Source organism: Streptomyces sp. NPDC050759 (assembly GCF_044456945.1).
Lineage (GTDB): Bacteria > Actinomycetota > Actinomycetes > Streptomycetales > Streptomycetaceae > Streptomyces.
Genome location: NZ_JBITGI010000002.1, coordinates 692,205 through 717,210, shown reverse-complemented (window position 1 = coordinate 717,210; position 25,006 = coordinate 692,205). Strand labels below are relative to the sequence as shown.

The 25,006-nt window shown below is 71.2% G+C and carries 21 protein-coding genes; 11 read left to right on the top strand and 10 right to left on the bottom strand.

The window, feature by feature from the left end:
* Window positions 1-68 precede the first annotated feature (68 nt).
* A complete protein-coding gene (locus ACIBJB_RS09040; RefSeq protein ID WP_398928066.1) occupies window positions 69-1,262 on the top strand; it encodes an ROK family protein in 1,194 nt (397 codons plus the stop codon).
* Window positions 1,263-1,314: 52 nt separating this feature from the next.
* Window positions 1,315-2,823 carry a M81 family metallopeptidase gene (locus tag ACIBJB_RS09035; RefSeq protein WP_398928064.1) on the top strand — a complete coding sequence of 503 codons (1,509 nt, stop codon included), beginning with the start codon at window positions 1,315-1,317 and terminating at the stop codon, window positions 2,821-2,823.
* A gap of 13 nt (window positions 2,824-2,836) precedes the next feature.
* Here ACIBJB_RS09035 and ACIBJB_RS09030 read toward each other — a convergent pair whose 3' ends face one another.
* The 5 genes from ACIBJB_RS09030 to ACIBJB_RS09010 form a co-directional block, all read right to left on the bottom strand.
* On the bottom strand, window positions 2,837-3,430 hold the full coding sequence (locus ACIBJB_RS09030) for a GTP-binding protein (RefSeq protein WP_398928062.1): 594 nt from the start codon (window positions 3,428-3,430) through the stop codon (window positions 2,837-2,839).
* Window positions 3,417-3,776 (bottom strand): DUF742 domain-containing protein, encoded by a 360-nt coding sequence (locus ACIBJB_RS09025; protein ID WP_266558003.1) that lies wholly within the window; start codon window positions 3,774-3,776, stop codon window positions 3,417-3,419. The genes ACIBJB_RS09030 and ACIBJB_RS09025 overlap by 14 nt, the downstream gene beginning before the upstream one ends.
* Before the next feature lies 1 nt (window position 3,777).
* Window positions 3,778-4,200, bottom strand: a complete 423-nt coding sequence (locus ACIBJB_RS09020; protein WP_030313681.1) for a roadblock/LC7 domain-containing protein — start codon at window positions 4,198-4,200, stop codon at window positions 3,778-3,780.
* A 10-nt stretch (window positions 4,201-4,210) separates the two neighbouring features.
* Window positions 4,211-7,024, bottom strand: a complete 2,814-nt coding sequence (locus ACIBJB_RS09015; protein WP_398928059.1) for a nitrate- and nitrite sensing domain-containing protein — start codon at window positions 7,022-7,024, stop codon at window positions 4,211-4,213.
* Between the two features lie 69 nt (window positions 7,025-7,093).
* Window positions 7,094-8,110, bottom strand: coding sequence for a substrate-binding domain-containing protein (locus ACIBJB_RS09010; protein WP_398928057.1), 1,017 nt, complete (start codon window positions 8,108-8,110; stop codon window positions 7,094-7,096).
* Window positions 8,111-8,590: 480 nt separating this feature from the next.
* Here ACIBJB_RS09010 and ACIBJB_RS09005 point away from each other — a divergent pair, with 480 nt between their 5' ends.
* Window positions 8,591-9,322, top strand: coding sequence for a Type 1 glutamine amidotransferase-like domain-containing protein (locus ACIBJB_RS09005; RefSeq protein WP_398928055.1), 732 nt, complete (start codon window positions 8,591-8,593; stop codon window positions 9,320-9,322).
* A gap of 98 nt (window positions 9,323-9,420) precedes the next feature.
* On the opposite strand, the gene ACIBJB_RS09000 is transcribed toward ACIBJB_RS09005, so the two are convergent.
* On the bottom strand, window positions 9,421-9,951 hold the full coding sequence (locus tag ACIBJB_RS09000) for a DUF6114 domain-containing protein (RefSeq protein WP_398928053.1): 531 nt from the start codon (window positions 9,949-9,951) through the stop codon (window positions 9,421-9,423).
* Window positions 9,951-10,616 (bottom strand): DUF6230 family protein, encoded by a 666-nt coding sequence (locus tag ACIBJB_RS08995; protein WP_398928051.1) that lies wholly within the window; start codon window positions 10,614-10,616, stop codon window positions 9,951-9,953. The genes ACIBJB_RS09000 and ACIBJB_RS08995 overlap by 1 nt, the downstream gene beginning before the upstream one ends.
* A gap of 661 nt (window positions 10,617-11,277) precedes the next feature.
* Here ACIBJB_RS08995 and ACIBJB_RS08990 point away from each other — a divergent pair.
* Window positions 11,278-11,940 (top strand): Tat pathway signal sequence domain protein, encoded by a 663-nt coding sequence (locus ACIBJB_RS08990; RefSeq protein ID WP_398928049.1) that lies wholly within the window; start codon window positions 11,278-11,280, stop codon window positions 11,938-11,940.
* 18 nt (window positions 11,941-11,958) lie between these two features.
* Here the strand turns inward: ACIBJB_RS08990 and ACIBJB_RS08985 are convergent, their stop codons facing one another.
* A complete protein-coding gene (locus ACIBJB_RS08985; RefSeq protein WP_398928047.1) occupies window positions 11,959-12,888 on the bottom strand; it encodes a lytic polysaccharide monooxygenase in 930 nt (309 codons plus the stop codon).
* 364 nt (window positions 12,889-13,252) lie between these two features.
* On the opposite strand from ACIBJB_RS08985, the gene ACIBJB_RS08980 reads away from it, so the two are divergent.
* Window positions 13,253-15,043 carry a S8 family peptidase gene (locus tag ACIBJB_RS08980; RefSeq protein WP_398928045.1) on the top strand — a complete coding sequence of 597 codons (1,791 nt, stop codon included), beginning with the start codon at window positions 13,253-13,255 and terminating at the stop codon, window positions 15,041-15,043.
* A 92-nt stretch (window positions 15,044-15,135) separates the two neighbouring features.
* On the opposite strand, the gene ACIBJB_RS08975 is transcribed toward ACIBJB_RS08980, so the two are convergent.
* Window positions 15,136-15,798 (bottom strand): ScbR family autoregulator-binding transcription factor, encoded by a 663-nt coding sequence (locus tag ACIBJB_RS08975; protein ID WP_398928043.1) that lies wholly within the window; start codon window positions 15,796-15,798, stop codon window positions 15,136-15,138.
* Window positions 15,799-15,944: 146 nt separating this feature from the next.
* Between ACIBJB_RS08975 and ACIBJB_RS08970 the strand changes: the two genes are divergently transcribed.
* The 4 genes from ACIBJB_RS08970 (at window position 15,945) to ACIBJB_RS08955 (ending at window position 19,633) form a co-directional block, all read left to right on the top strand.
* On the top strand, window positions 15,945-16,871 hold the full coding sequence (locus tag ACIBJB_RS08970) for a ScbA/BarX family gamma-butyrolactone biosynthesis protein (protein ID WP_398928041.1): 927 nt from the start codon (window positions 15,945-15,947) through the stop codon (window positions 16,869-16,871).
* A gap of 70 nt (window positions 16,872-16,941) precedes the next feature.
* Window positions 16,942-17,589, top strand: coding sequence for a ScbR family autoregulator-binding transcription factor (locus ACIBJB_RS08965; protein ID WP_398928039.1), 648 nt, complete (start codon window positions 16,942-16,944; stop codon window positions 17,587-17,589).
* A gap of 66 nt (window positions 17,590-17,655) precedes the next feature.
* Window positions 17,656-18,807: a damage-control phosphatase ARMT1 family protein gene (locus tag ACIBJB_RS08960; protein ID WP_398928036.1), complete on the top strand. Its 1,152-nt coding sequence runs from the start codon at window positions 17,656-17,658 to the stop codon at window positions 18,805-18,807.
* 73 nt (window positions 18,808-18,880) lie between these two features.
* Window positions 18,881-19,633 (top strand): class I SAM-dependent methyltransferase, encoded by a 753-nt coding sequence (locus ACIBJB_RS08955; RefSeq protein WP_398928034.1) that lies wholly within the window; start codon window positions 18,881-18,883, stop codon window positions 19,631-19,633.
* Here the strand turns inward: ACIBJB_RS08955 and ACIBJB_RS08950 are convergent.
* Window positions 19,591-22,800 carry a tetratricopeptide repeat protein gene (locus ACIBJB_RS08950; RefSeq protein ID WP_398928032.1) on the bottom strand — a complete coding sequence of 1,070 codons (3,210 nt, stop codon included), beginning with the start codon at window positions 22,798-22,800 and terminating at the stop codon, window positions 19,591-19,593. The two genes, ACIBJB_RS08955 and ACIBJB_RS08950, sit on opposite strands and share 43 nt — an antisense overlap.
* Window positions 22,801-23,080: 280 nt before the next feature.
* On the opposite strand from ACIBJB_RS08950, the gene ACIBJB_RS08945 reads away from it, so the two are divergent.
* Together ACIBJB_RS08945 and ACIBJB_RS08940 are read left to right on the top strand one after the other, a co-directional pair.
* The gene (locus tag ACIBJB_RS08945; protein ID WP_398928030.1) at window positions 23,081-23,947 is read left to right on the top strand and encodes a TIGR03619 family F420-dependent LLM class oxidoreductase; all 867 of its coding nucleotides are present in this window, start codon (window positions 23,081-23,083) and stop codon (window positions 23,945-23,947) included.
* 56 nt (window positions 23,948-24,003) lie between these two features.
* Entirely contained in the window at window positions 24,004-24,987 is a 984-nt protein-coding gene (locus tag ACIBJB_RS08940; RefSeq protein ID WP_398928028.1) for an ABC transporter substrate-binding protein, read from the top strand.
* The last annotated feature ends 19 nt before the right edge of the window (window positions 24,988-25,006 follow it).

Below are 25,006 nucleotides of genomic sequence, written 5' to 3'. Positions count from 1 at the left end.
AAGCGCAGAGAGGTGTTTCGGGCCTACGCTCGACGCCTGGGCCGTCGAATTCGGGAGTAACTTCGACCATGCTTGAAAAAAGTCCGCCACCGCATCGACGGCACGGCTCCGGCTTCTCCTCGCTCGCCGAGGGCGTCCTCGAACTCCTCGCCTCCGGGCAGGCGTCGACTCGTACGGAACTCGCCGCCCTGCTCGGCGCCGCACCCTCGACCGTGTCCTTCGCGGTCGGCCAGCTGCTGGCGCACGGCCTGGTCGCCGAGGAGGGCACCCGCTCCTCCACCGGCGGGCGGCCGCGCAAGGTGCTGCGGCTCGGCGGCAGCGACGGATACGCGGTCGCGGCCGACCTCGGCGGAAAGCACGCGCATGTCGGGGTCGTGCACCCCGGGGGCGGACTCACCGACGTGTCGACCGTGCCGTTCGCCACGGCGGAGGGGCCCGAGGCCGCGCTGCCCGGCCTGGCGGACACCCTCCAGACGCTGATCGACCGGCACGGCCGGGAGCAGCTGCGGGGCGTCGGTCTGTGCCTGCCGGGCCCGGTCGACGTCGAGCCGGGCCTCGTCACCCTTCCGGCGCGCATGCCCGGCTGGAACCGCTTCCCGGTACGGGACTGGTTCGAGGAGCGCTTCGCCGTCCCGGTGGCCGTCGAGAACGACGCCAACTGCATGGCCGTGGGCGAGCACAGTGTCCGGCCCGTCGAGCACCGGCAGTCGATCATGGTCAAGGTGGGCTCCGGGATCGGGGCCGGCGTCATCGCGGACGGGCGGCTGTACCGGGGCGCGACCGGAGGGGCGGGGGAGATCACCCACGTTCGCGTCGAGGCCGCCCAGGACACCCCGTGCTCGTGCGGCAACACGGGCTGCCTGGAGACGGTGGCCTCGGGCGCGGCACTGGTCAGGATCCTGCGCGAGCGGGGCCTGCCGGTGGCGAACACCGAGGACGTCGTACGCCTCGCCCTTGACGCCGACCCCGAAGCGACCCGCGCGGTCCGCCAGGCCGGCCGCTACCTCGGCCAGGTCCTCGCCGCCAACGTCAACTTCTTCAACCCCGACGCCGTGTACCTGGGCGGCATCCTCTCCACGCTGGAGCCGTTCGTCGCGGCGGTGCGAAGCCAGCTGTACGAGGGCTGCCATCCGCTGGTGACCCAGCACCTGGTGATCGAGCGGACGTCGTTGGGCGCCGATGCCGGGTTGGCGGGGGCGGGCCAGTTCGCGCTGCAGCGGGCGCTGGCGCAGGCGATGCAGACGGTCACTGGAGGCTTGTAGGCGCGCGACCAGCCACGACGAACTCGCAGACAACAACGGACCTGGAGCAACCGTGCCTTCATCCCGCCCCGTAATCGCCGTCGCAGGCCTCGGCATCGAATCCTCGACCTTCTCCCCGGCACGCACGGATGCCCTCGCCTTCCACCCCCTGCGCGGCGACGACGTCCTCACCCGCTACCCCTTCCTGGCCCCGGGTCAGCCGTTGCGCGAGGCCGCGGACTGGCGAGGCGCCCTCGTCGGCAAGGCACTGCCCGGCGGTACGGTGACGGCGGCCGCCTACGCCGAACTGACCCGTGAACTACTCGACCGTCTCCGGGGACTGGGCCCCGTAGACGGCCTCTGGTACGACATCCACGGCGCGATGACCGTAGAGGGCCTGGACGACGCCGAAGCCGAACTCCTGCACCGCATAAGGGAGATCACCGGCCCCGACACGATCATCTCCGCCTCCATGGACCTGCACGGCAACGTCTCGCGGGAACTCGCCCACCGCACCGACCTGATCACCTGTTACCGCATGGCCCCGCACGAGGACGCGATGGAGACGAAGGAGCGGGCCGCCCGCAACCTCGTGAACCACCTCACCAGCGGCGCCACCCGCCCGGTCAAGGCCTGGATCCCGGTCCCCGTACTCCTGGCCGGTGAGCAGACCTCCACCCGGATCGAGCCGGCGAAGAGCGTCTACGCCGCCGTGGCGGAGGTGGAGGCGACCGACGGAGTGACGGACGCGGCGATCTGGGTCGGCTACGCGTGGGCGGACGAGCCCCGCAACCGGGCCGCGGTCGTCGTCACGGGCTCCTCCGCGGACGCGGTGACGACCGGTGCCGAACGGCTCGCCCGCGGCTTCTGGAAGGCCCGCCACGACTTCGGCTTCGTCGCCCCGACCGGCACGCTCGAGGAGTGCCTGGACGCGGCGCTGGCCTCGCGTAAACGGCCGTACTTCATCAGCGACACCGGCGACAACCCGACAGCCGGCGGCGCCGGTGATGTCACCTGGGGCCTCCAACAGGTGCTGGCCCGGCCGGAGTTCATGGATCCCTCGGGCCCGGTGGTCATCTACGCCTCGCTCCCGGGCCCGGCCGCCGTCGACACGGCCGTACGGGCCGGCGTCGGTGCCACGGTCACCGTGACCGCGGGTGCCGAGGTCGACGACCGTCACGCGGGCCCGCTCACGCTGACCGGTGTGGTCCACGCGATCCGGCACGGTGACCGGCACGCGGTGACCGAGGCGGTGCTGCGGGTGGGAAGCGTGTACGTGATCCTGACGCGGCTGAGAAAGCCGTACCACTGTGAACACGACTTCACCGACCTGGCGTTGGCGCCGCGCGAGGCGGATCTCGTTCTCGTCAAGATCGGGTATCTGGAGCCCGAGCTGTTCGCGATGGCCGCCGACTGGAAGATGGCCCTCACCCCGGGCGGCGTCGACCAGGACCTGCCGCGCCTCGGCCACCGGCGTATCCGCCGGCCGATGTTCCCCTTCGACCGCGAGATGCCCGACCCGGACCTCGGGGCCCGGCTGATCCCGTCCTCGGACGAGGAGTTGACCGGGCCGGACGAGTGAGGAGCGACAGGCCCTAGTCGACCGCCGCGGCGATCAGCAGGTCAAGGAGGGCGATCAGCACGTCCCGGGACGACTCGCGTCGCCGTGCGTCGCACAGCAGCACCGGGACGCCCTCCGGGAGGGCGAGGGACTCCCTGATGTCCTCGGCCGGGTACGGGTGCCGGCCGTCGAAGCCGTTCACGGCGACGACGAAGGGGATGCGGCGGCGTTCGAAGAAGTCCACCGCGGCGAAGCTCGACTCCGGGCGCCGGACGTCGATGAGGACGACCGCGCCCAGGGCGCCGACGGCGAGGTCGTTCCACATGAACCAGAACCGCTGCTGGCCCGGCGTGCCGAAGAGGTAGAGCACGAGTTCGTCGTTGATGGTGATCCGGCCGAAGTCCATGGCCACGGTGGTGGCCCGCTTCTGCTCGATCCCGGCGAGGTCGTCGACGCCCAGGCCGGCGACGGTGAGGGGTTCCTCCGTGCGCAGCGGGGTGATCTCGCTGACCGACCCGACCATGGTGGTCTTGCCGACCCCGAAGCCCCCGGCGATGAGGATCTTGACGGTGTCCGGTGCGGTGGGAGTACCGGCTGTCTCGGTGGCGAGCGGGTCAGAGCCGGCCAAGGCCTTCCCTCACTTTCTGCAACAGGTCCAGGTCCGGGGTGCGGGGCGAGACGGGACGTGGCGGGTGCGCGGTGATGAGGCCCGCCTCCAGCAGATCGCAGAGCATGATCACGACCACACTGACCGGGAGGTCGAGCAGCGCGGCCAGCTCCGCCACGGCGACCGGGCGGGCGCACCGGCGCAGGATGCGGGTCTGCTCGGCCTGCGGGCGAGGGGCGAGTTCCGGTGGCGGATCCACCGCGGTCACCGTCGTGATGAGGGTGAAATCGGCACGGCTGGGCCGCGTCCTTCCGCCGGTCAGGGCGAACGGTCGCACCAGTCTGGCCGCCGCGTCGCTGTCGGTCACCTCACCCGCCGGTGGGGCCGATGCCGGCCCGTGGTGCCGCGCTGAGGTGCTCGCCGATCTTCTTCACCAGCATGTTCATCTGGTACGCCACGACGCCGACGTCGGCGTTCGGCCCGGTGAGCACGACGAGGTGGGCGCCGGGCCCCGCGGAGGTGAGGATCAGGAAGCTGTTGGCCATCTCGATGAGCGCCTGGCGCACCGGGCCGCCCCGGAAGTCCATGCTGACGCCCTTGCTCAGGCTCATCAGCCCGGACGCGGTCGCCGCCAGCCGCTCGGCGTCGTCGCGCAGGAACCCGGTGGACTTGCTGACGACCAGCCCGTCCTCCGAGAGCACGACAGCCTGCGTCACGTCGGCGACCCGCTCCACGAGTCCGGTCAGCAGCTGGTCCAGCTGGGTGTGCGTGGCGGGGGTGGGGCGTGTCATGGCGTGTCCTTCATGAGCGATCGATACGGGGACTACGGGCGGTGACGGCCGCGTCCTGCGGGGCACCGGGGGGTGCGGCCTCGGCGGGGTCCGGCTGCGCGGCGGCACCGGCCGGCTCTTCCCGGTCGGCGGGGGCGGCTTCTTTTTCGGGGGTGCCGGGCGGGTGGTCGTCGGCGGGGGCCGTTTCTTCCGGGGTGCCACGCAGGGGTTCGACGGCGGGAGTGTCCTTGGCAGCGTCCGGGTTGCCCGGAGCACGGGGCGGACTGTTCCGGTCGGCGGAGGGCGTGTCCCCGAGGGTGCCGGGCGGGGTTTCCCCGGCGAGGGCAGAGTTCGCCGGGGCGTCGGGCAACCCGTCCTCGGGGGTGCCGAGCGGGTCGGTCTCGGTGCCGGCCGCCGGGGTGGCGTTCTCCGGGGTGTCGAGGAGGTCTTCCTCGTCCCGGGCGCGGAGCGTACCGAGCTGGAATCCGGCGAGCGAGGAGGCAGCGTGGTCCGCGGTGAACTCGGCGGCGTCCTCCTCCTCGCCGACGGCCGGGGCGTCCTCCCTCAGCTCGACGGCCAGACTGGTCTGCGGCACCCGCCGGGGCAGAGGCGTGAGCCCGTCCGGGCGGGCGGCGTCCGTGGCCCCCGGCACGCCGGTCGGGTGGCCCGAGTCGGCGGTGGCCGACGCACCGGTCGGGTCTGCCGCCTCCGCGGACCCCGTCGCGCGGGCCGTGCTCGCCGGCCCCCTTGCATCCGCACCAAGCGCCGTACGTGCCAAGGGGCTTGTGCTCCCGGAGTCCGCCGAGCGGTCCCCGTCGGACGTACTCTCCACACGTCCCGGCCCCGGCGTCGCCCCCACACCGGCCGATCTCCCCGAAGCCGCCGGGGCGACGGCTCCGACCAGGTCCTGCGGCGCGTCCTCCTCCCGTACGACGATCTCGTGCGGGAGGAGGACGATCGCCGTCGTTCCGCCGTACGGCGAGGACCGCAGCGTCACCTGGACGCCGTGGCGGTTGGCGAGGCGGGCGATGACGAACATGCCCAGGCGGAGGTCGTCGGCGAGGGCGACGACGTCGAACTTGGGGGCCTGGGCCAAGTGGGCGTTGAAGGAGGCGTACTCGTCCTCCGACATGCCAAGGCCCCGGTCCTCGACCTCGACGGCAAGACCCTTGGCGACCAGGCCCGCCCGTACCGAGACGGGACTCGGCGCGGGGGAGTACAGCGTGGCGTTCTCGATGAGCTCGGCCAGGAGGTGGATCACGTCCGCGACCGCGGGCGGGGCCAGGCAGACCTCCTCCTCCGTGTGCACCTCCACCCGCTGGTACTCGGCGACCTCACCCACCGCACTGCGCAGGATGTCGATCAGCGCGACCGGCTCGGTCCAGCTGCGCCGCGGCTGCCCGCCGCTGATGATGACCAGGTTCTCCTCGTACCGCCGCAACTGGCTGGCCGTGGAGTCCAGTTCGTACAGCCCCGACAGCACGTCCGGGTCCTGGTGCTCGCGCTCCAGCGTGTCCAGCCGGCTGAGCTGGAGGTTGACCAGGTTCTGGCTCTGCCGCGCGATCCCGAGGATCACCTTCTGGAATCCCCGCCGGGTGTCGGCGAGTTCGACGGCGGTCATCACAGCCGTGCGCTGAGCGGCGTTGAACGCCTTGGCCACCTGCCCCAGTTCGTCCGGGCCGTAGTCCAACTCCGGTGCGGCCCGATCCACATCGACCTTCTCGCCCCGGTCCAGCCGTGCGACCACGTCCGGCAGCCGCTCCTGGGCCAGGCTCAGGGTGGCCTCCCGCAGGCCGCGCAGCCGCCGGGACAGCGAACGGGTGATCCGCCAGGACATGACGAGGCACAGCAGCAGCGCGATGAGCCCGCCGGCACTGAGCGAGGCCGCCGTCAGCACCTGCTCGTGCGCCTTGTCCGCGCTGCGCGAGAGCAGCCCGGACGTCTGCTGCCGGATCAGCGCGGTGTAGCGGACGGACACCTTGTCCATGGCCGGCGTCCACCGCTTCCGCACGTCCGGCAGGGCCACCCGGCCCGTCCCGGCGGCCGGACGCGCGGCGAGCACCTGGTCCTCGACGGCCGTCAGGGTCCGCCAGTCCGGGCTCGCCAGGATCTGCTCGGTCTGCGTCTTCGCGGTGCCGCTCAGCGCGGGCACGATCTGGTCCTCGACGAGCCACCGGCGCGTGTTCACCAGCTGGACGAACTGCTCCCAGGCCTTCTCGTCGAGCTGCCCGGACGACCAGGCCAGGGTGAGCGTCACATCCTCCTGCGAGGTCAGCTCCGCCGCGTGTTCGATGGCGACGAGCGGCCCGGCCTGTGAGGTGAGGTCGCCGTCGTCGACCTGCGAGAGCTGCTGGAAGGCGTGTATCTGGTCGTCGATGATCGACGTGTACTGGTCGAGGGCCTGCTGCGCGGTGATGTCGGTGGGGTGGTCCACCTGGTCGCGGTAGTACTCGAGGCTGCCCACCGAGCCGAGGACCGAGTACAGCTGGTCGGCGATGCGCGCGGGCGCCTGCTGGATCTCGTCGGACTGCCGGACGAGCTTGGCGACCGCCGCGTCGGTGGCCGCGCGTTTCTCGTCCAGGGCGGCCCGGGAACCGGGCACCTTGGCCAGCCACGCGGCGGACAACGCCCGTTCCCCCTGCAGCGCGAGCGTGGCCTCGGTGCCCATCGCGCCGGTCGACCGGCTGAGCTCGGTCTGCGAGCGCAGTCGTAGGCCCTCCGAGAACAACTGCGTGGTCGTCACGCCCCACATGGCGGCGAGGGTGACGCTGGGCACCAGCGCCAGCATGATGAGGGAGAGACGTATGGAGCCGAGGCGGCGCCGGGCACCTGTCCGGTCGGGCATGGTCGTCCTTGGGCGGTCAGGGAGAGCGGAGTGGGGTGTTCGGAGGCGAGTCGTCGTTCCGAAGGGAGGTCACCTCGTGCCGGCCGCGGCGAACCTCGCGACCGCGGCGACGTTCGTCCGGGTGACGAACGCGGGCCCGGTGAGGACGGGAGCCACGCCGCCCCCGCTGATGTTGCCGTTGGTCCGGTACAGCCACAGGGAGTCCACCGCGAGGTAGCCCTGCAGATACGGCTGCTGGTCCACCGCGAACTGTACGTTCCCGGCGCGGATCGCCTTGACCAGGTCGTTGTTGAGGTCGAAGGTGGCGACCTGGGCTTTGCTGCCGGCCGACTTCACCGATCCCACGGCGTCCAGGGCGAACTGCGCGCCGAGGGTGACGACCTCGTCGATGCCGGGGTCCTGCCGCAGCCGGGCGGTGAGCACGGTGTCCACGGCCTCGGGGTCGGTGCCCTCCACGTACAGGTTCTCGGTCTCGCCGCGGAACGTCTTCTTCACACCGGCGCACCGTGCCTCCAGGGCGACGTTGCCCCGCTCGTGGATGACGCACAGCGCGTGCTTGACCTTCAGGCCGTTCAGCTTGTCCCCGACGGCGGCGCCGGCCACGCTCTCGTCCTGGCCGAAGTACTCCAGCAGCCCCTGTGACTTCCAGGCGTCGATACCGGAGTTGAGGCCCACGACCGGGATGCCCGCCGCCCGCGCCGCGGCCACCGGTGCCTTCATCGCGGCCGGCTTGGCCAGGGTGACGGCGATGCCGTCGACCCGGTCGCTGATCGCGTCGCGCACCAGCTGGGCCTGGCCGGCCGGGTCGGAGTCGTTCGCGTACGTCAGATCGACATCATCCTTCGCGGCGGCGGCCTGGGCCCCCTTCTGCACGAGCTCCCAGTAGGCGTCCCCCTCGCCGCCGTGGGTGATCAGGGCGACCTTCAGCCCCGCGGCGTCCGCCCCTGCCGCCGCGCCCCTGCCCGACTCGAGTGCGGAGTCGCCGCCGACGCCGGAGCAGCCGGCGAGCAGCAGGAGGGCTACGGAGGCGAGGGCGGCCACGCGCAGGGATCTCTTGGGAGTCCGAGGTGGGGGAGGAATGTTCATGGGTGCGGCACCTCGCTGTGCGGCCGAGCAGGCGGAACGCGAAAGGGTGGCCGAACGCGGGTGCGTCGGCCGGTTTAACCTTCACTGGCCAGGAGCCAACCGCGTGTGACCGCCGGTAGTCAAGTGATCAGCCCCTTGTAGCGACTTCTCGGTTCCGCATCGTAATGATCTTCACGTCTGCGGGCAGGGCAAGGTGGCGGTAGCGGGGTGGTGTTCATGGCCCCGCGTCGTCCCCCGCGTCACGGCTCGCAGGGCCATGCGGGACGAGGGCGAGGGGGAATCTCAAGGCGGCGAGTCCGGCCCTGAGGGCGGGGGCGGCTCGCGTACGCCGCTGCGGCAGATGACCGACGGCGACCGTACCCACCCAGGGGCGCGGGGAACTGCGCGACCAGCCCCCACCGGCCCGCAGCCGACGATCCTCCCGCTCAGCACCGGGATCCTCGCCCTGTGCTCGCGCGGCCGCTGGCTAGGATCACGTGAATGGGATCGGAACCGACCATCGTCGCCACCTCCGGAGGACACCGCACCGGTGGGCGCACCATGGTGTCGTTCCACGCGCTGGTGCACCACGCCGTGGACCTGTCGGGCGTGCACGGCCGCAGGCCGCGCGTGATGTACGTCGGCACGGCCATCGGGGACGCCGAACACTTCACGGCACGGATGCACGAGGCGGCCCGGGTGGCCGGCTTCGACCTCACCCCGCTCCAGCTCTTCCCCATGCCCAACCTGGACGACGTCGAGGGCACCGTTCTGGAGCAGGACGTGGTGTGGGTCATGGGCGGCTCGGTGGTGAACCTGCTCGCCGTGTGGCGGGTGCACGGCCTCGACCGCGTGATGCGCAGGGCCTGGGAGGCCGGGGTGGTGCTCAGCGGGGTCAGCGCGGGCTCCCTGTGCTGGTTCGAGGGCGGCACGACCGACTCGTACGGCCCCGAACTCCGGCCGCTCACCGACGCGTTGGGCTTCCTGCCGTACGGCAACGGCGTGCACTACGACAGTGACCCGGGCCGCCGCCCCCTGGTCCACCGGCTCGTCGCGGACGGCACCCTGCCCGCCACTCACTGCACGGACGACGGCGTGGGACTGGTCTACCGCGGCACCGAACTCGTCGAGGCCGTCACCGAGGTGCCGGGAAAGGGCGCCTACGTCGTCACGCGCGACGGCGGGACGGCGGTCGAGGAACGCGTCGAACCGCGCAGGCTGCCCGGCGTCTGACGGGCGGTGCCTGCGCGGTCCGGGCCCCGGGAGGGCGGGCGCGCGTTTCCTGCGGCGGTGCGTGAACCCACGGACGGGTGCGGTCGGTGCGGGCCCGGCTACTGGGCGGCCTGCGGTGTACCGGAGGCCATCCCGGCCTGCGCCGTGTCGGCCGCGGGAGCGGGCTGCCCCGGGTCGGTATCCGTACCGGGCCGCTCCGCCTCCCGGGCCTGCCCGCGCCGTTCGTGGCGGCTCGCCCGCGGGTCCTGGTCGGGCAGCCAGCCGAAGGTCAGGACGCTCCCCGCGACCCCCAGCAGGAGGCCGACCATGAAGCCGCCCATGTTCGACGTGACCCAGCTGCCCAGGGAGATCAGGACGCCGGTGATCGAGTAGAACAGGCGCTGATCGGGACTGAAGAGGATCAGCAGCCCCAGCAGCACCATCAGGGTCGGCAGGAGGTAGCCCGCCACCCCCTGCATCCCCACATGCAGGACGACCTTCATCGAGGCCTTCATGGTGAGCAGGGTCCATGCCCCGCCCAGGGTGAGCCACAGTCCGCCGAAGAAGGGGCGTCCGTACACCCAGCGGGTGAACGCGTCCTGCTGGACGACCGTGAGCTCGTGTCCGCTCACCGGCTCCCGGCTCTCCATCAGCAACCCGTGTCGCTGAAGCTGAGCTTGAGGCCGGGCAGCTTGAACACACCTGCCGTGGTGGCGTAGTTGGTCTGCCGCAGGTCGTCGATGTGCACGGTGTCGGCCTGCTGGCTGAAGACGCCGATGGGGCCCTTCACGCCCGCCTTGGTGAGGGTGCTGGCGTCGTTGCCGATCTCGATGTTGTCGAAGGAGGCGTTACCGGACATCTCGGTCGAGTCCGTGGTCAGGTCGGTGGCCTCGACCTTCTTCGCCCCGGCGCCCGCCTTGATGAGCAGGTTGGTGCCGCCGAGGTCGACGCTCTGGCACAGCTTGGTGAGCGTCGCGTTCTTGATGGCGGAGGTCACGACCAGCACCTGGCCGCCGGTGTCGCCGGCGTTCGGGCTGTTGTCCGCCATGTTGTCGAGGCCGCCGAACTGCTCGAAGCCGGTGCCGTTGAGCTCTGTCGCGGTGACCGTGAAGCGCATGCCGGAGATGGCGAACTGGACACCCAGAGCACCCTGGGCTGTCAGGATCGCGAGACCCGCGGTGATCGCTACGGCCGGCACGGCCATGATCGCGGCCCGGCGTGCCCGGACCCGCCCGCGTCTGACGGGGCTGTCGGAGGCTTCGGGGGTGGAACCGCTTTCGGGGGTCTCGGAGATGGTGCCGACGGACGAGGCCATGTGCTGCTCCCAGGGACATAGTCAACGCAAGTGGGGCTCACGTGCGGATGTACGGCTTCAGTGGCGTGTTGTCCTGGCGCGGACAGCGGCTGCGGCGCACATCTCCTCCCAACCCCCGGCGGCGGCAAGGGCTTTCAGTACTCCGCAGTAGCGACACGGAAGTTACCGGCGGTTACGGTCATGGGTCAAGCAACTTGTGAGTAAAGGGTGTTGATTATGTGGCAGTCGTGATCAACAACGTTCCCGCCGGCAGGAAAAATCGAGGAACGATGATCAACTCCCTTGTCACACCTTGACGTTGACGGATGATCAGGTCTACAACTCTCCCTGGCTTCCCCAGGATCCGTGGCGCCGGATCCAAGCCGTCGGGCGGCACCTGCCCGCATTCCCGGACCATCTGTCCTCACGGGCTCTTCACCGTCCGAGTCCGACCCTCCACGGCACCCGAAACGGCCGCTTCCCCCCTGGGCCGTACGGGCTCGCCACCTCTCGCCCGGCCCGTCCGGAGCCCTCCCCCATGGGGTGTCCGGCCGGTCACCGGCCGGCTGCCGTTGCCGGTCCGTCACGTACGGAGAAGGCGTGACGGGTCGGCGACGGCGGACGCCGACCTGCGTCCGCGCCCCCCACACCCACCCTCACCTCAGGAAAGAGGCAACCCCGCATGCGTATGCGTTCTCTGCTCTCCCTCACCGCCGCTGCCGCCGCCTTCGCGCTTCCCGTGGCCGTGGCCGCGTCCGCCCCCGCCGCCGCGGCCGACATCGCGGTGCTCACCACCGGCGGCCTCGGCGGCACCAACGTCGCCGAGGGCACCACCATCAGCGCGTCCCTGGCCGAGGGGACCACCGCGACCCTCTACTCCAGCTCGACGGGCACCAGCGGGATCAGCTGCACGGCCTCCACGTTCACCGCCACGGTCGACGGCAACCCGACCGCCCCGGGCACCGCCACCGAGTCCCTGACCGGGCAGACCTTCAGCAACTGCACCTCGAACGTGGTCGGCGTCCTGGGCGTCACCAGCATCACGGTGAACAACCTGCCGTACACCACCGCCGTGTCCTCCGACGGTTCCGTCGCCGTGACCCCGGCGAGCGGTTCCACCATCCAGACCACCGTCGTGCTGCGCACCCTGCTGGGCAGCGTCAGCTGTGTCTACCAGGCGGCGTCCGGCCTGTCCGGCACGGCCGACAACACCGACAACAGCATCAAGTTCGCCAACCAGCAGTTCACCCGGACGTCCGGTTCCTCGCTGTGCCCCGCCAGCGGTTTCTGGACCGCGAAGTACAGCCCGGTGACCGCGGGCGGCGAGGCGGTCTACGTCAACTGAGCTCCGTAACCGCGTAGTTCAGCGTCGGCGCAGACGAAGCGCCAGGGCGGCGCCCCCGGTGAGCACCAGCACCGCGGCGGCGCCGCCCGCCAGCATGGGCGCGGAAGGCCCGGAGGTCGGGTCGGCGTCGGCGGCCACCGGAGTGGAGTCGGGGACGACACCGCCCGCCGAACGGGCCACGGAAGGTGTCGGCGTGGGTGAGGCGGTGGTCGGCGCCGGACTCTTCGCGGGCTGCTTCTCGGCCGCCTTCGACCGGGTCGGCGACGCGGCGGCGCTCGCCCCGCCCTCGTTCTTCGGTGCGGCTGCCGGGAACACCACGTCCGAGCACGAGTAGTACGTGTCCGCCGTACTGCTGTTCTGCCAGATCGTGTACAGCACCTGTCGGCCCGTCCGGTCCTTCGGCAGCGTCATCCTGATCCGGTACGCGCCGTCCGTCAGCGCCGGGTCCTTCACCTGAGCGAACGGCTGCTCGGGCAGATCGGCCCACTTCAGCGGCTTCGACGGATCGTAGCCGGGCTCGGTGAGATACATCCGGAACGTGCCGGTGTGCGGGATCGTCGAGACGTACTTCATGGTCAGCGTCGCGCCGGGGGACAGGCGGGTCGACGGCCAGTCGGAGCGGGCCAGGTCGAGGCCCTGGTAGGCGGGCAGGCCGCCGCTGCACAGCTTGCCGTCGGGGATCGTCTGCCGGTCCCGGCCGTTCACGTTCGCGACCCGCAGGTTGTCCCACGCCGTGAAGGGCGAGCCGTTCGCCGTCACGGCGGCCCGGCACGCGGCCGTGCCCGAGGAGTCGCCGTCGGGGGAGCAGGCGAAGACCCGGCTGACCGGGTCCGTGGGAGCGCCGTGGGCCTGCGCGGGCGCCGCCGCGAACACGGTCAGCAGGAACGGGGACAGGGCGGCGACCGCCGCACTCGTGCGACGGGCGGTGGTCCAGGGCATCCGGGCCATCCGGAACGCCTCCTCGGGCGGCGCGGGAACTACGGGCTTCCGTGCAGTACGGGAAACGGGCCTCAGGTGTTCATCGGTGCCGGGTCGTCCCCTCGGCTCAGAGGCGGGCAAAGTGGCCACCGTCGGTCAACCGGCCACCGTAGAGGGTGCGTTCTCGTCCGGATCAAGGGTTTCCCCTGTATCCGCATGACCAGCTCTTTGCCTATCGTTCGACCACAGCTGACCCACAGGTAACCCCGAACGGGTCATGCGCCTCTCTGTGGCCGGCCGCCGCGCTCCTGGCTTCACCCCCCGCCGCTTCACCGACGAAGCGATTCGACTGCCGCTCCGCGCTGCCCGGAGCACGGCCACGAAAGGCAAGCCCTTGCGTACCTCCCCCAACCTCCGGCGGAAGCTGATATCCGCCGCCGCCGTCTCCGCGGCCCTGCTCTCGGTCGGCACGGCCTCCGTCGCCGTCGCCGTCGCCCAGGACACCCCCGCCCGGGAAGCCGCCGTCCCGGCCGCGCTCACCGAGGCCGCCCCCGGCGTCCAGGCCGAGCGCCTCATCGTCGGCTACAAGACCGGTGCCGCCGAGGCCACGTCGAACAAGGCCGCCGAGGCCGACGCCGCCGCCAAGGACGCCGACTTCCAGCGCAGACTCGGCACCGGGGCCGCTCTCGTCGATCTGGGCGCCGACGCCGGCAAGGCCGAAGTCGCCGACGCCGTCGCCGAGTTCACGGCGGACCCGCAGGTCGCCTACGTCGTACCGGACCGCCTGAACACGCCGCAGGCCGACCCGAACGACACCGAGTACGCCAAGCAGTGGGACCTGTACGAGTCCACCGCCGGTATGAACGTGCCGGGTGCCTGGCCCACGTCGACCGGCAGCGGCGTCACCGTCGCCGTCATCGACACGGGCTACGTCACCCACTCCGACCTCGCCGCGAACATCGTCGCCGGCTACGACTTCATCTCCGACACCGCGGTCTCCGTCGACGGCAACGGCCGCGACAGCAACCCGGCCGACCCCGGCGACTACTACGCGGCCAACGAGTGCGGCTCGGGCATCCCCGCCTCCAGCTCCTCCTGGCACGGCACGCACGTCGCCGGCACGATCGCGGCGGTCACGGGCAACGGCAAGGGTGTCGCGGGCATCGCGTACGGCGCGAAGATCTCCCCGGTGCGCGTCCTCGGCAAGTGCGGCGGCTACGACTCCGACATCATCGACGCCATCACCTGGGCGTCCGGCGGCACCGTCTCCGGCGTGCCCGCCAACACCAATGTCGCCAAGGTCATCAACATGAGCCTCGGCGGCGACGGCGCCTGCACCTCGGCGACCCAGACCGCCATCAACAACGCCGTCGGGCGCGGCACGACCGTCGTCGTGGCCGCCGGCAACGACAACGAGAACGTCTCCGGCCACTCGCCGGGCAACTGCAACAACATCATCTCGGTCGCCGCCACCAACCGCGCCGGCGCCAAGGCCTCCTACTCCAACTACGGCTCCCTCGTGGACATCTCGGCGCCCGGCGGCCAGACCAGCACCGGCACCGCCAACGGCATCCTGTCCACCCTCAACTCCGGTGCGTCCACGCCCGCTTCGGAGTCGTACGCCTACTACCAGGGCACCAGCATGGCCACCCCGCACATCGCGGGCCTGGTCGCGTTGGTGAAGTCGGCGAACTCCTCGCTGACCCCGGCGCAGATCGAGACCGCCATCAAGAACAACGCCCGTCCGCTGCCGGGCGCCTGCTCGGGCGGTTGCGGCGCGGGCCTGGCGGACGCGGCGAAGACGGTCGCGGCCGTGAGCGGCGGCGGTACGACGACGGGGACGACCTTCTCCAGCACCACCGCCGTCGCCATCCCGGACAACGGCTCGGCGATCGAGTCCTCCATCGCCGTCACCGGCCGCAGCGGCAACGCCCCCTCGGCCCTCCAGGTCGGCGTCGACATCACTCACACCTACCGCGGTGACCTGGCGATCAGCCTCGTCGCCCCGGACGGCACGGTGTACAGCCTGAAGCCGGCGAGCTCCTCGGACTCCGCGGACAACGTCAACACCACCTACACCGTGAACGCCTCCTCCGAGACGGCGAACGGCACCTGGAAGCTCCGCGTCCAGGACACGGCGGCGCAGGACACGGGCACGCTCAACGGCTGGAAGCTGACCTTCTGAGCGAACGCCCCTGAACGGATGGGCCGGCCGGTGCGGATGGGGCACCGGCCGGCCCCTCTTGCGTGGTGTCCGTGCCAGGTCCGCACCCGGGATCACGCCTCGGCGCCCACCAGTTCACCGCTCTCCACCGACGCCAGCACACGGGCCCCGCGGTCGGGCCGGCTGTCGAGACCGATCAGCAGTGCCGGCACCGCGATGCTGGGCAGCAGGTGAGCCCACATGACGGAGATCCGGTGCCCGAGGTCCTCCCGCCCGTGAAGTGCCCGTGACATCAGCTGAACCCCGGCGAACGCCCCCACCAGCAGGTCCGCCGTGTCCCGCGGCTGCACCGTCGGCAGCAACTCCCCATGGTCCCGGGCCTGTTGCAGCATCGTCAGCAGATGCTCGCTCCACTGCCGGAACGGTCCCGTGTGATCGACACCGGGCGGGGCGCACTGGTCCACGGTCAGCCGGACGCTCCCCTTCAGCAGGGAGTTGGTCCGCAGCCGCTGCCCGAAGACGAACGTCATGTCGACGATCTCCTGCACCTTGCACGGATGCGGCGGTACGGCCCCCAGCGACAACTGCTCGTCGAGCACCGCCTGGGCCAGGGACTCCTTGGAGGGGAAGTGAAAATACAGGGCACCCTTGGTGACTTCGGCCCGCTCCAGCACCATCGCGATGGTGCTCGCGGCGTACCCGTGCTCGTCGAAGACGGCGCCCGCGGCCTCCACGATCGTCCTGCGTGTCCTGATGGCGCGCTCCTGTCTCGCCATAAGAACCCCTCCCATGCGCCGAGTTCGGATTCTGTCCGGTCTCGATCAGGTCACATTGAAAACAGACCGGAGTCCCTCGTACTCTATCGCTCACCGGCACGGGCACCTCGCCGTCCGTCATCGCTTCGGAGGAACGAGGGGGAGACATGCCAGAGTTGCGGCAGTTCACGCGGATCCCGGCCGGACCAGGGGTGCTGACGGCGACCGTCCCCCGTGAACTCGTGCACCGCGTGGCCGTCGCGGAGGTCCTCCTCACCGGCTGGACCAGGACGGACGCCGACCGGTTCACCCTCACCGCCCAGTGGCCGCGCACCCACCAGTTACACGTGTCCCCGGATCGCTCGGCGTATGAACCGCTGTTGGTTGCAGAAACGGTCCGCCAGTGCGGGGCGCTGCTCGCCCACGCGGCGTACGAGGTCCCGCTGGGTCATCAGTTCGTCCTGCGGGAACTGCGTGTCGACACCCGCCCCGAGCACCTGGCGGTCGGCGCCGCCCCCGCCGAGCCCGTCGTCGACATCACGGTCGGAGAGGTCCGCCGCCGCGCCGGCCGCCCGGCCGCACTGCGCTACGACGCCGTCGTACGCCTGGGCGGCGAACGGATAGCGACCGGCGGTATCGCTGTGACCTGGACGAACGAGTCCGTCTACCGCCGGCTGCGCGGGGGACGGACCGCCGACGTCGGCGCCCTGCGGCTGCCCCAGCCGCCCCCCACGCTGTTGCCGGCCGACACGGTGGGGCGGGCCCTGCGCGCCGACGTCCTCCTGTCACCCGCGGCCCGCCCGGGGCGCTGGCGGCTCCATGTCGATACCGCACATCCTGTTTTCTTCGATCACCCGCTGGACCACATCCCCGGCATGCTCCTCCTGGAGGCCGCCCGCCAGGCCGTACGGGCGCACGGGGGTGACGAGGGCCGGGCGCCGGTGTCCTTCCACGCCGCGTTTCACCAGTACGCGGAGCTCGACCGGCCGGTCTGGATGGAAGTGAGCGCAGAGGGCGACGACGACGTACAAGTCGTCGCGCTGCAAGGCGAATCGGTGGTCTTCGAGTGCCGAGTGGGTGCCGTCGCAGGGTGAGTTATCTTGTACAGGGAGTCAGAAACAAACGGCATGACCCGTTCTTTTCCGTACCAGGAGTGTGCAGTCGATGCCGAGGCAGTTACGCGCTGAACAGACCCGAGCGACGATCCTCACCGCCGCCGCCGATCTGTTCGACCGTCGTGGCTATGAATCGACCAGTCTCAGCGACATCGTCGAGCACGCCCGAGTCACCAAGGGCGCGCTGTACTTCCACTTCGCGGCGAAGGACGATCTCGCGCACGCGATCATGGAGATCCAGTCACGGACGTCGCGGCAGATGGCGGGGGACGTGGACGCCCGCGGGTACAGCTCGATGGAGGCCCTGGTCCGCATCACCTTCGGGATAGCGCGGTTGTCGGTCGACGGGCCGGTGCTCCGCGCCGGACTCCGGCTGGCCACGGGCGGGGTCGAGGTGCGGCCGCCGCTTCGGCACCCGTTCACGGAGTGGCTCGACCTGGCCACCGGGAAGCTGCTGGGCGCGGTCAAGGAGTCCGACCTCCATCCGGACACCGACGTGGACGCGGTGGCGCACTCCGTTGTCTCCTTCTTCGTCGGGACGCGGGTGGTGGGACGGCATCTGGAGCCGGTGGGGCGGCAGCCGCGGCGGCTCGCGGAGATGTGGCACGTCCTGATCCGGGGGCTGGTGCCGGTGCCTCGGCGGGCGCGGTATCTGGCTCTTGTCAGCCAGCTGGAGCAGGAGTCCCGGGGCGGATGAGCCCGGTTCCGGCAGGTGCCGGTGGGGGGCCTCAGCCCCACGCCCCCAGGTGACTACAGTCGGGGCATGTCTCCCAGCGCGGCTGTCATCCTCGGCAGTGCCCCCGAGTCCTTTCCGTACAGCGTGCTCGCCGAGCGGCACCCCGCCATCATCGGGCAGGTGCGGGAGGCCTTTCCCTACGGTCCCGAGCAGCACCGGGCACTTGACGCACTGCTCGACAACTGCACCGAAGGGGTGATCGAACCGCTCCCCGACGGGGCGTGGGGCGAGTGGGGAATCGACAACTACATCGGGCAGTCCTGGTTCGACGTGCCGTGGCTGTGGTCCGAGAGCTACTTCTACCGGCGGCTCCTTGATGCCGTGGGCTACTTCGGAAACGGGCCCTGGCGTGGCATCGACCCCTTCCGGCCCTCCAAGCTCGCCGAACTCGACTCCCAGGAGACCGGCCAGGAGCTGGCCGCTCTGGACGAGCTCGCCTCCCGGACGGCCGAGGAGCAGGGGGCGGCCCTGCTGCACGGATCGTTGTGGGGGAACCGGGCCGACCTCGGGTTCCGGCTCTCCGACGGAGAGGCCGAGAGGCGGGACGCCGTACCGGATCTGGTCGCCGACGACAGCGACCGGCTCTGGTCGCTGCTCGACGGTTCCGGCACCCTGTGCCTGATCGCCGACAACGCCGGACGCGAGCTGATCCCCGACCTGCTGCTGCTGGCTCACCTCCTGGAACACGGTCGTATCGAGCGCGTCCTTCTCCACGTGAAGCCCTCCCCCTACTACGTCTCCGACGCGACCACCGCCGACGTCGTCGACGCGCTGCGCCGGCTCGTGCGGGCACCCGGGCGGGCGGCGGAGTACGGGCGCCGGTTGTGGGACGCCATGGCCGACGGACGGCTGACTGTTCGAGCGCATGCCTTCTCCTGCGCTCCGCTGCCGTACGCGGACATGCCGGACGACCTCCGTGCGGAGATCGGCGGGGCCGCGCTGACGGTCCTGAAGGGAGACCTCAACTACCGGCGCCTGGTGGGGGACCGATGGTGGGCGCCGACCACGTCCTTCGCCGACGTGACCGCGTACTTCCCGGGTCCGGTCGCCGCCCTGCGCACCCTGAAGTCCGATGTGATCACCGGGCTCGACGGCCGTACGGAGGCCGCGTTGGTCGACGCGGAGGGGCGGCGCTGGCGGACCAGCGGGACCCATGCGCTCATCCAGGTCCGGACGTGAGGAGCGTTATGCTGCCGACCTGTACAGGTGGGCTGCCATACGTCCCGCCGACGGGCAGCGAAAGAGGACGTCATTGACCCCGCGGTACCTGAGCAATCCTGGGGAGCCCGTCTACGACGTGGACGCACGGCGCTATGTCGACGTCACGGACGCCGGTGCCGAGGCCGACCTGCACGACGTGTTCACGGACATCTACCGCACCAACCGCTGGGGTTCCGACGAGACCCGCTCCGGACCGGGCTCCGAGCTGCAGCGCATGAAGCGGGTCATCGGTCAACTCGGCGCCCTCATCAAGGACTTGGGCGTTCGCTCGGTACTGGACGCGCCGTGCGGGGACTTCAACTGGATGCAGTACGTCGACCTGCACGGCGCCTCCTATCTCGGCGGGGACGTCGTCACGGAGCTCATCACGGCCAACCGCGCCGACCACCCCGGTCCGGGGCGCGAGTTCCAGCTGCTCGACTTCACGGCCCAGCCGGTGCCGTGCGTCGATCTCATCGTGTGCCGGGACGCCCTCGTGCACTTCTCCTACCAGCATGTGGTGGAGGCGCTGACCCGTTTCCGGGAGAGCGGTTCGCGCTATCTGCTCACCACGACCTTCTCCCGGACGCCTGCCAACACCGACATCGTCACCGGCTGGTGGCGCCCCATCGACCTGTGCAAGGAACCCTTCGGCCTGCCCGAACCACTGCGTGTCATCGGCGACGACGAGTCCGACGACTTCTACGACGACAAGGCGCTCGCGCTGTGGGACCTGCGGCAGATCCCCGCCCGTTTCCCGGGCTACGAGCCGGCGGTCGCCGAGTCGGGATCGCTCGGCGCCTGATCCTCCTCCCTGGAACGCAGCCGGGCGAGGGCGTCCCGGGCGGCCAGGGTCCGCGGGTGCCGTGGCCCCAGCACCTCCTCACAGGTCTCCCGCACCGCCGTGAACTCCGCCTGGGCCGCCGTGAGTTCACCCTTGAGGCAGAGCAGGTCGGCCAGGTTGTGCCGGACCGCCAGGGTCCCCGGATGCCGTGGCCCCAGCGTCCGCACGCAGTCCGCGAGCACCGTCCGGTACTCGGCCTCTGCCTGCTCGACGTGCCCGCGCAGATGCAGGACGTGTGCCGCGCCGTGCCGGACGGACAGGGTCAGCAGGTGCTGTTCGCCCAGTACGGTCCGCCGGGCCTCGTAGACCTCCCTGAACTCCTGTTCCGCCGCCGCGAACCGGCCCTGGTCCTTGAGCAGGTCGGCCAGGTTGTGCCGGACCGCGAGCGTGCCCGGGTGGCGGGGGCCGAGGGTGTCCACGCAGTCCGCCAGGACTGTGCGGTACTCGGTCTCGGCCCTCTCGGTACGGCCCCGCAGATGCAGGACGTGCGCAGCGCCGTGCCGGACCGAGAGGGTGAGCAGGTGCTGCTCGCCGAGCACCTCGCGGCGCGCCGCGTACACCTCCCTGAACTCCGCCTCGGCCGCCTGCAGTTGACCGCGTTCCATCAGCAGGTCGGCCAGGTTGTGGCGGACCTCCAGGGTGTGCGGGTGCATGTCACCGAGCAGCCTGCGCTGCACCTCGAAGACCTCCCGGAACTCGGTCTCCGCGTCGGTGGGCCAGCCCCGGTCGCGCAGCACGGTGGCCAGGCCGTGCCGGGCGGCCACGGTCTCCGGATGGTCCTCGCCGTAGGCGTCGGCGCGCAGCCCGAGCACCGTACGGAACTCGTGCTCGGCCTCCGCGAGCAGGCCGCGGTCGCGCAGGACGTCCGCGAGGTCGTGGCGCACGGCGAGGGTGCTGGGGTGACGCTCGCCCAGGACGTCCGCGCACACCTGGAGCGTCTCCCGCAGTTCCTGCTCCGCCTGCCGGAACATCCCGCGCTCGTGCAGCACCTGGGCCATCTCGTGCCGGGTGACCAGGGTGTCGGGGTGGTTCGCGCCGAGCGTCTCCCGATAGGCGTCCAGGAGCAGGCGGTAGTCCTCCTCGGCCTCCGCGAGCAACCCCCGGTAGCGCGCCATCCAGGCCACGCCCTTGCGGGCCGCGAGGGTCCGGGGGTCGCGCTCGCCCAGCAGGGTCCGGCGCGTGGCGTGGACCGCGCGGTACTCGGTCGCCGCCTCGACCGGACGGCCCCGGCCGTTGAGCAGGTTCGCGAGGGCGTACCGGGCGTCGGCGGTCTCGCCGGCGTCGTCGCCGAACAGGGCCCGGGTGTCCTCAAGGACCGTGCGCAGCAGCGACTCGGCCGCCGGCAGCCGGCCGCGCAGATGGAGCAGGTGGGCGGCGGCGGACCGTACTTCGAGCGCGTCGGGGTCCCGCGGACCGCACGCGAGCACCACCGGCTCGCACGCCCCCAGTACCTCCTCCGCCCTGTCCAGCCAGCCTCTCTTGATCAGATGCCGGGCCCCGGCCGCCGCCGCCCGCAGCGCCTTCGAGACGAGGTCGTCGTCCGCCTCGTACGGGTCGCCGATCAGGGCCAGCGGGGCGTCGCAGTGCGGCTGCAGCAGCCGCCAGCGCGGCCAGTCGCGCGGGTCGTCCTCGCTCAGCTCGGCGGTGGCGCACACGACCAGGTCGGCGACGACCGCCGCGTACTCCGTCATGTGCTCGGCGAGGTCGCGCTGGAGCCGGCCGGCGTCCCGGACGAGCGGATGCATCAGCAGGGTGCGGGTGTGGTCGTCCCCGCCGGGCGGGGTGTGCAGCTCGACCAGACCGAAGTCGGCGAGCGAGGTGAGCGCGGTGTACAGCTCCTGAGGTGTGATGCCGGGCAGCAGCGACGAGTCCGCGAGCCGGTCCGGGCGTAACAAGGCGAGCAGCGGCACCGGCGCCTCGCCCAGACAGCACAGCAGCCGCATCAGCGGCCGGGCCTGGGCGATGCCCCGCCGCTCGAGGAGGTCCAGTGACAGCTCCCAGGTGCCGGTCACCGGGACGGAGTAGTTGCTGCCCTGCCGCCCGGGCGGGCGCTCGTCGAGGAGTTCGGTGAAGCGCTCGTCGAGGGCCACGCGGTAGTCGGCGTACGTCCGCACGGTCGTCGTGCCCGGCCACGCGGGGAACGCCGAGGCCGCCGCGAGATGCGAGCCCGCGATGCGCAGCGCCAGCGGCAGCCCGCCGAGCCGCCGGGTCAGCAGCCGGGCGTCCTCACGGGAACCGGCCCGCTCCCCGGCGAGGTCCCACAGCACCTCGGTGGCGTCGTCCTCCTCCAGGGCGTCCACCGAGTGCAGCGTCGCCCACGGCCCCCAGGTCGTCGGGCTGCTGTCCCGGCTGGTGATCAGCACCAGCCCTGGCAGCTCCGCGGCGGGCCGGATCCAGCCCGTGCCCTCGGCCAACCGGCCGTATGGCGCCAGGTGTTCGGGCTCGTCGGCGTTGTCCACCACCAGCAGCCAGGGGCTCGCGGTGTCGCACAGCCGCCGCCACAGCAGGTCGGTCGCGCTCGAACGCCCCGACCAGGCACGGTCGATGAGGTCCGCGGGCGTGCCCAGCGCGGCCACCACCTCGCGCATCCCCGCACTCAGCGTGGCGGGGTTCTTCGCCGTCACCCACCACACGTCGACGTTCAGCGCGGCGGCGTGGGCGGCGATCTCCAGGGCGACCGTCGTCTTCCCGCTCCCGCCCATGCCGTGCAGCACCCGCACACCCGAAGTCGGCTTGCCCACCAGCTGTTTGAGCGTGTCCAGGAGCGGCTCACGGCCCCGCACCCGGCGGTCGAGCCGGCCCAGCGGCGGCGCGACGGTCAGCGCACCCGGGGCCCGGACGGGCTCCACCGGGGCCGGTGGCTGCTGGACCTGGATGAAGACCGGGCGCGCGAAGCCGGAGAACTCCTGGACGAACTCGGTCAGCAGACCGGACAGTGCGGGGTCCCTGGTCAGCAGAGCACGCAGGGTGGTGTCCAGATCGTCCCGCTGCTCCCGCAGGATGATCTGCTGCCGCCCCGGCGGCGCGGCATCCAGTTCCGCCCGCGCCCGCTCCAGCCGCTCCACGTCCTCCCGTCGCAGGATCCGCGCGAGCCGATGCCTGGCCGCCTGCCAGGCATCCGTGGTCATCAGCCCGACCATCGTGCCCGCTGCGGCGGCAGCGGTCTGGGTGAACAACTCTGCCCCGAACACCGAGGACCCCCTGTCGGCACACACCTCGACGGCTACGTCCGAACCCCTCTCCCGTCTTCAGGTTCTCATGTCCCGCGGACCCGTAGGGACTTGATCCGATTGATGAAGTCCGACACGAGCCGTTCGGGCCTGTCCACAGCGGGATGAGGGGAGACCGTCGCCTTGTTGGCCCAGGTGCACCGCCCTCTGCCCCCTCACCCCAAGGGAGTCGCACCCCATGCGTCTGGGAGTCGCACCGCACCGCCTGTGGCCCGCACACGAGGACGAGCTCGACGGTGTCCTCGAAACCGCCCGTACCGCCGAGGAGTTGGGCTTCGACCATCTCATCGCGAGCAGTCATCTGCTGGCGGGAGCGGTGGGAGTGACCCCGGATCCGCTGGTCCTGCTGTCCGCCGTGGCCGGGGCGACCACCCGGATCCGGCTGGTGACCAGCGTCCTGATCCTGCCCCTGTACCAGCCGGTCGTCCTCGCCCACCAGACGGCCACGCTCGACCGGCTGTCCGGCGGCCGGTTCACGCTCGGCGTCGGCACCGGCTGGGACACCGCGGAGTTCGCCGCCGCCGGGGTGCCGTTCACCGGGCGGGGCAGGCGCGCCGACGAACAGCTGGACACCGTACGGACGTTGTGGCGCGACGAGGCCGAAATGCGGCTCGGAGTGCGGCCGCGCACACCCGGTGGGCCGCCCGTGTGGGTCGGCGGCCACAGCGACGCGGCCCTCAGGCGGGCACTGCGGTACGGCGACGCGTGGCACGGCTCCGGGCTGGACGCGGCCGGAGTCGCCGAGGTGCGGGGCCGGTTGGCGGAGCTCGGGGAGAAGGCGGGGCGGGATCCGGCCAAGGTCCTGGAGCTCACGGAAGGTCTGATGCTCGTACCGCCGGGGTTCGAGGCCGCCGTACAACCGCCCGGGCGGCGTCCGTTGGGCGGAGCGCATCCCACCGCCGAGCAGGTGCGCGAGGAGCTCGGGCAGCTGGCCGAAGCGGGGCTCACCGCCTGCTCGCTGTGGCTGCCGGTGGCCACCGAGGCGCTGCCCGACGCGCTCGGCTGGGTCGCGCAGGAGATCCTTCCGGCGTTCTCCGAAGAGTGACAATTCGGCTGACCTTGATGTAGTGATCATGTCAATCGATCGGCCATCATGCCCGGATGAAGCGGGGACTCACGTTACGACCTTGGCGTTCGGGAAGCGGGAAGGCAGCGGCCGCCGCGGCCGCCCTCGCACTGGTGCTCACGGCCTGCGGCGGTGACGGGGACTCCACGTCCTCGGACGGCGGGCGCACGACGGTCAGGGTGGCCGCGCTGCCCCTGAGCGACTGCGCCATGCTCTACATCGCCCAGAACCGGGGGCTGTTCAAGAAGGAAGGGCTCGACGTCCGCGTCCAGCAGATCCAGCAGAGCCTCCAGGCGCTGCCCGCCCTGTCCAAGGGCCAGATCGACATGGTCGCGAGCGCGAACTACGTCACCTACTTCCAGGCCCAGGACCAGGGCACCCTCGACATCCGCATCGTCGCCGAGGCGATCAGGGCCGCGCCGCGCATGATGGACGTCCTGGTGCCGAAGGACTCGGACATCAAGACCCTCGCCGATCTCGCGGGCAAGAAGCTCGCCGTCAACGTCCTCAACAACGTCCAGTCGCTGACCTTCAACGAGATCCTGGCGAAACAGGGCGTCGGCCGCCCCGTCTACCGGCAGATCCCCTTCCCGCAGATGGGTGCCGCCCTGGACAAGGGACAGGTCGACGCCGTCCACGCGGTCGAGCCCTTCGACAGCTCCATCCAGGACGAGTCGGGGGCCAGGGTGCTGGTGGACGGGTCGTCCGCCCCCGTCGAGTCGATCCCGCTCAGTGGTTACATCACGACGGAGAGGTTCGCCGGGAAGAACGCCGACGCCCTCGCCCGGTTCCAACGGGCCCTGAAGGCGGCCGTCGAGCTCGCTGACGCGGATCCGTCCCTGGTGCGGGAGGTACTGCCGACGTACACCAAGGTCACCAAGGAACAGGCGCAGCAGATCGACCTGCCTGTGTACCCGGCCACCATGGACGGAACACAGATCGCCCGGGTCACCGAGCTCATGGAGAAACAGAAGATGCTGAAGAAACCGATCGATCCCACCACGCTGCTGGTGAAGTGAGGGGCGTTCGCCGGTACCG

Excerpts from the sequence above, each read along its gene's own strand:
- ACIBJB_RS08960 (WP_398928036.1), top strand. The coding sequence starts at position 17,656 with ATGTCTCCCAGCGCGGCTGTCATCCTCGGCAGTGCCCCCGAGTCCTTT.
- ACIBJB_RS08945 (WP_398928030.1), top strand. The coding sequence starts at position 23,081 with ATGCGTCTGGGAGTCGCACCGCACCGCCTGTGGCCCGCACACGAGGAC.
- ACIBJB_RS08985 (WP_398928047.1), bottom strand. The coding sequence starts at position 12,888 with ATGGCCCGGATGCCCTGGACCACCGCCCGTCGCACGAGTGCGGCGGTC.
- ACIBJB_RS08990 (WP_398928049.1), top strand. The coding sequence starts at position 11,278 with ATGCGTATGCGTTCTCTGCTCTCCCTCACCGCCGCTGCCGCCGCCTTC.
- ACIBJB_RS09010 (WP_398928057.1), bottom strand. The coding sequence starts at position 8,110 with ATGAACATTCCTCCCCCACCTCGGACTCCCAAGAGATCCCTGCGCGTG.
- ACIBJB_RS08950 (WP_398928032.1), bottom strand. The coding sequence starts at position 22,800 with ATGACCACGGATGCCTGGCAGGCGGCCAGGCATCGGCTCGCGCGGATC.
- ACIBJB_RS09040 (WP_398928066.1), top strand. The coding sequence starts at position 69 with ATGCTTGAAAAAAGTCCGCCACCGCATCGACGGCACGGCTCCGGCTTC.
- ACIBJB_RS09020 (WP_030313681.1), bottom strand. The coding sequence starts at position 4,200 with ATGACACGCCCCACCCCCGCCACGCACACCCAGCTGGACCAGCTGCTG.
- ACIBJB_RS08995 (WP_398928051.1), bottom strand. The coding sequence starts at position 10,616 with ATGGCCTCGTCCGTCGGCACCATCTCCGAGACCCCCGAAAGCGGTTCC.
- ACIBJB_RS09015 (WP_398928059.1), bottom strand. The coding sequence starts at position 7,024 with ATGCCCGACCGGACAGGTGCCCGGCGCCGCCTCGGCTCCATACGTCTC.
- ACIBJB_RS08975 (WP_398928043.1), bottom strand. The coding sequence starts at position 15,798 with ATGGCGAGACAGGAGCGCGCCATCAGGACACGCAGGACGATCGTGGAG.
- ACIBJB_RS08965 (WP_398928039.1), top strand. The coding sequence starts at position 16,942 with ATGCCGAGGCAGTTACGCGCTGAACAGACCCGAGCGACGATCCTCACC.
- ACIBJB_RS08970 (WP_398928041.1), top strand. The coding sequence starts at position 15,945 with ATGCCAGAGTTGCGGCAGTTCACGCGGATCCCGGCCGGACCAGGGGTG.
- ACIBJB_RS08940 (WP_398928028.1), top strand. The coding sequence starts at position 24,004 with ATGAAGCGGGGACTCACGTTACGACCTTGGCGTTCGGGAAGCGGGAAG.
- ACIBJB_RS09005 (WP_398928055.1), top strand. The coding sequence starts at position 8,591 with ATGGGATCGGAACCGACCATCGTCGCCACCTCCGGAGGACACCGCACC.
- ACIBJB_RS09000 (WP_398928053.1), bottom strand. The coding sequence starts at position 9,951 with ATGGAGAGCCGGGAGCCGGTGAGCGGACACGAGCTCACGGTCGTCCAG.